Source organism: Brevundimonas sp., from assembly GCF_031082345.1.
Lineage (GTDB): Bacteria > Pseudomonadota > Alphaproteobacteria > Caulobacterales > Caulobacteraceae > Brevundimonas.
The window spans coordinates 1-4,217 of record NZ_JAVHLH010000246.1; the positions used below are offsets into that span (position 1 = coordinate 1).

The following is a 4,217-nucleotide window of genomic DNA, read 5'->3' on the forward strand; positions in this document are numbered from 1 at the left end:
GCGAGGTCCTCGGCGAGGCGCAGGGCGCGTTCGCGCACCCAGCGGCGGGTCAGTTCGCGGCCGGCCTCGGCGTCGCGCTCCTGCTCGGCCGGATCGTATTCGACCCATTCGAACAGGGCGTCGAGACGGGCGATCTCGGACGCCGCCCGGGCCAGCCGCAGCGCCGTCAGGCCGCGCCCGCCCTTCACCGCCTCGGCGGCGGCGGCGAGGGTGCGGCGGGCCAGGTCGTTGGGGCGGATCTGGATCGGCGACGACCAGGCGGCGACCACATCGTCCTCGGTCAGGGGCGCGTCGGGATCGGGCGGCAGGCCGGGCGCGGCGAGGACGCCGGTCGGGCCTGACGGCGGGGTCCGCCCCAGCGGCCACGGCGTCGACCGCGCGGCGAAGTCGCGCTTGGTCCAGCCCTCGCGCCGGGCCCGGCGGCGCAGGGCCGTCTCCGACACCCCGAAACGGGCGGCGACCGTGGGGGCCGACAGGCCGGACAGATAGGCCCCGCGGATCAGGCTCCAGGTCTCGGCGCTGGCGGTGACGTAACGGGTGTGCGGCAGGCGGGTGTGTGCATTCATGTGCGAGTCCCCCTCTTGCATGTTGGAGCGGATTTTAGGGGTTCGACCCGTCAGAATCGGACGCAGGGCGGTCGGGTTGGTTGGTTGGCGACCGGGTTTGGCCGGGTTGGCAGGGTCTGGGTTGGCAGGGTCGGCTTCTGCTATCACTCGTCCCAGTGGAATCGCGGAGGGGCGGATGCGGAGACTGACGGCGGCGATGGCGGCGGGCGCGGCCCTGCTGGCGGGGGGCGGCGCGGCGTGGGCGCAGTCGCCGGGCGACAAGCCGGTGACCGCGCTCGGCATCCCGGAGGTCCGCGCCATGGCGATCGAGACCGGCGGCGTCCCGACCGAGGTCGAGCATCTGGACGACAACGAATACCGGATGGAGATCGCCTATCCGGACGGGCTGTACGTCCAGTTCGAGGGTTGGAGATGCACCGGCGCCGGCGAGGACAAGCGCTGCGCCGAGTTCATGATGTACGTCTGGTTCGAGCTGGACAGCGAGGCCGAGGCCCTGGCGAAGGAGCATGAGGTCAACATCGCCTGGCTGGCCGACATCGCCATCGGATCGGAGCTCAAGGTCTGGCGCATGGACTATCTGGAGGGCATGACGCGCGACCGGGTGCGCGGCATGTTCGACACCTTCCTCCACACCGTCGCCGTGGCGCGGGATGTGGTGTTCCCGGCGAAGGGGGAGGAGAAGGGCGCGGCGAAGGGGGGCTGAGGGGCCTTCTCCCCTTGCGGGTGGAGGGTCAGGTGCGCCCGCCCTCCCCGCTTTCGTCATCCTCCGGCGCGCGCAGCGCGACCGGGGGACCCAGCGGCGCCGAAGGCGATCTGTTCAGGCAGGGTGGTTCAGTAGCGGCGCTCCCGACAGGTTGGCTGCTACGCGCCGACCTTCGGTTCGCGCTCTCGCGCGCTGCTGGGTCCCGCGGTCGCGGCGCTGAAGCGCCTTGCCGGAGGATGACGAAAGGACGGAGATCAGTCGCCCTGATCGGGCGCGTCGTCCAGCCAATCGTCCTTGTCTGATTCAGCCGCGATGGCGAACGAAGGGCGCCGGGCGCGCAGGTGCGCAGCCAGGTCCTCGACCGACATCAGGTCGTTGCGGTGGATCATGCGATGGCAGTTGGGGCAGAGGGCGGCGAGGTCGGACAGCCGGGTCGTCTCGCCGTCCTTGAGGCTCGCAACCGGCACCCGGTGATGCGCCTCGATGTAGCCGTCGCCGAGCGAACCGTAGCGCTCGCCCATATCGGTTCCACAGGCCTCACACGCGAAGCTGGCCAGCGAGGCTTTGAAGGCGTCGATCAGCTTCTTGGACCGTTCCCGGCTTAGATGGACGCGCAACCGGCGCCGCCCCTCGGCCGCCTCGATCTCCGCCTCGGTGTCCTCCAGTACGGCGTCCGAATTGTCCGCCGGAGCGTGGTAGCCCTTCAAACGCCAGCGCCCTGTGTTCGCCGCCAGACCATCGACGCTTTCAAACAGGTCCGGCGTGCCCTCCTCATAGGCGCTCGTCTGTGAGGAGAACTGATAGAGGCGGCCCCGGATGATGTTGCGCGCATTCGGGCTGTGCGGCGGCGGCGCGATCTCCAGCACCTTGACGAGGATGTCGCCGATCTGGGCCTCGCCGCCCAGCTGGCGCAGCGCCTCCTCCACATGCCGGACGGAGATCGGCACGGCCTAGGCCGCCCGCCGGAGGTTGGGCCGGGTGTGTTGGGACGGCCCCCACTTGTGGTTGGTATCGCTCCCCATCCACCCACCGTAGCGGGTGGATGCTCACCCATCAAACCGCTCATCCCGGCGAAAAGCCGGGACCCAGTGCTTTGGGCCACCGGCGCCACGCTGGACAGGACTGGGTCCCGGCTTTCGCCGGGATGAGCGGAAAATGGGGACGCCGTATCAGCCCTTGCCGCGCGAGTAGGTCTCGATCTCCTCGCCGTCGGCGTCGAGGGCCACGACATGGCGGGCGTCGAACTCGACCACGCCCTGCTCTTTCCACTTGATCGAGGGGTCGCCGTCATAGGCCAGGTCGACGGCCTCTTCGAGGGAGTCGGCTTCGACCTCTGTGGTGTAGTCGACGTAGGCGTCGATGCGGGAGAGGATGGTGAACTTCGGCATGGAGACCTCCTCTGCAGGAGAGTGCCGGAACGGCAGACCGGCCGCTACCAACCGAAGATTGGTAAAATGCTTCTCGCATTCTGGGTCGCCCTCGAAGACGACGGCCTGTTCGGCGAAGCCAAGTTCGCCCTAGCGATTATGGTCCTCACCCATCCAACTCACCGTAGAGGCTGACGAGTTAGGGAGTTGGGCCTGAGTCTCATGCTATGCGTAAGAAACGTAACGGTAGACACCTCCAATCTTTGCTGTGAAGCTTCCAAAAAAGGACTGCGTCATGCGAAGCGGAATGGCGTTCCACTGGGGAACAGCATTGTTTCTCTTCATCTATTATGGTGCAGCCGCCGTCTTCGGCGGTGCGTGGTGGTACCAAGCTGTTATCGTCGGCGCAAAGGAAGACCCCCAATCTCTGGCTCTAGCGGTCACGGCCGGCGTGAGCGCGGCACTGACCGGGAGTGGCCTTTTCTATGCCCGCAAGCTCTATCGAGATTTGTTCGCCGATGCGCCGGCCGCCGTAACATCGGCGTTCGCCCTGCTAGCAACCACGGCATACTTCGTCTTCCGCCCCCTCTTCTCCGTCATGCTAGCAGCAGTCGCAGTTTTGAGTTCCTTCGCCTTCATCCACGCAACCACGACAAGCTCGAGCCATATCGGGGAAGGCTTCGTGCTATTTTCCAGCTTAATCGGCCTGTTCGTTGCAGGTGCCACGGGAGCTGCCGTCAATCGGCTGGAACGCCTTGGAAAAGATTCCATAGAATCGATTAGGCCCGCCTCATGAAGAATAACAGTCCATCATCCGACACGGTCAGTCACGATCCGGACGAAATTGTTTCGAACATCGAATACCTAGAACGAAAAGTGGAGTCTATTCTTTCAGAAAAAAAGAAGACGCGTCGCAACAGACCTATCGTTATCGAATTCTGCGGCACTCCTAAGGCCGGGAAAACTTCCTGTATCAGTTCTTTGGCAATATTTCTTAAAAGAAACGGATTTAAGGTTCACGTCCTAACCGAGAGGGCTGGAAACTGCCCAATACGAAATAAGTTCGACCCAAATTTCAACATCTGGACAGGGTGTAGCGCCCTGATGGAATTATCCGAGATACTTAGTAACCGTCCGAGCGATTTTGATGTTATCATCATGGATCGTGGTATATTTGACGCTGTATGCTGGTTTAACTGGCAATTTGTTCATGATAAACTGGACGAGGAACATTACGAACGTTTCTTAGAGTTCTTCCTTGCTCCGCATTGGGCGGACCGAGTTGATCTAATTTATGCACTAACTGCAGACGCGAGGACTTCTCTCGAACGCGAATATGCAAATCTACTGACCAGGAAACGGGGCACGGTCATGAATGATAGCGTACTCGGAGATTACAACCTTGCTGTCGAAAGTGCCCTGAAGCGATTTCATACGCGATTTAAGCGCGTTGAGAAGATCGATACGAGCGGTATACCTCAGAATGATGTAAGTTTCTTGGTGACGATAGGTATATTGGATGCTCTTGACGACATCGTATCTGAACGAATCGGATATATTTCACGCACACCTGAGATAGAC

At 62.8% G+C, this 4,217-nt stretch carries 6 protein-coding genes; 3 read left to right on the plus strand and 3 right to left on the minus strand.

Translation table 11 applies throughout. The annotated features are described in order from the left end of the window. Positions 1-566 (minus strand): hypothetical protein (locus RDU12_RS13235; RefSeq protein ID WP_308685051.1); only part of this gene is annotated, 566 nt, incomplete at its 3' end. Positions 567-741: 175 nt separating this feature from the next. On the opposite strand from RDU12_RS13235, the gene RDU12_RS13240 reads away from it, so the two are divergent. Next, entirely contained in the window at positions 742-1,269 is a 528-nt protein-coding gene (locus RDU12_RS13240) for a hypothetical protein (RefSeq protein WP_308685053.1), read from the plus strand. 254 nt (positions 1,270-1,523) lie between these two features. On the opposite strand, the gene RDU12_RS13245 is transcribed toward RDU12_RS13240, so the two are convergent. Both RDU12_RS13245 and RDU12_RS13250 read right to left on the minus strand, forming a co-directional pair. Continuing rightward, on the minus strand, positions 1,524-2,216 hold the full coding sequence (locus RDU12_RS13245; RefSeq protein ID WP_300289804.1) for an HNH endonuclease: 693 nt from the start codon (positions 2,214-2,216) through the stop codon (positions 1,524-1,526). A 222-nt stretch (positions 2,217-2,438) separates the two neighbouring features. After that, entirely contained in the window at positions 2,439-2,657 is a 219-nt protein-coding gene (locus RDU12_RS13250; protein ID WP_300289805.1) for a hypothetical protein, read from the minus strand. A gap of 286 nt (positions 2,658-2,943) precedes the next feature. Between RDU12_RS13250 and RDU12_RS13255 the strand changes: the two genes are divergently transcribed. After that, entirely contained in the window at positions 2,944-3,432 is a 489-nt protein-coding gene (locus RDU12_RS13255; protein WP_308685057.1) for a hypothetical protein, read from the plus strand. Further along, positions 3,429-4,217: hypothetical protein (locus RDU12_RS13260; protein WP_308685059.1), on the plus strand; the 789-nt coding region annotated here is incomplete at its 3' end. The genes RDU12_RS13255 and RDU12_RS13260, both read left to right, overlap by 4 nt.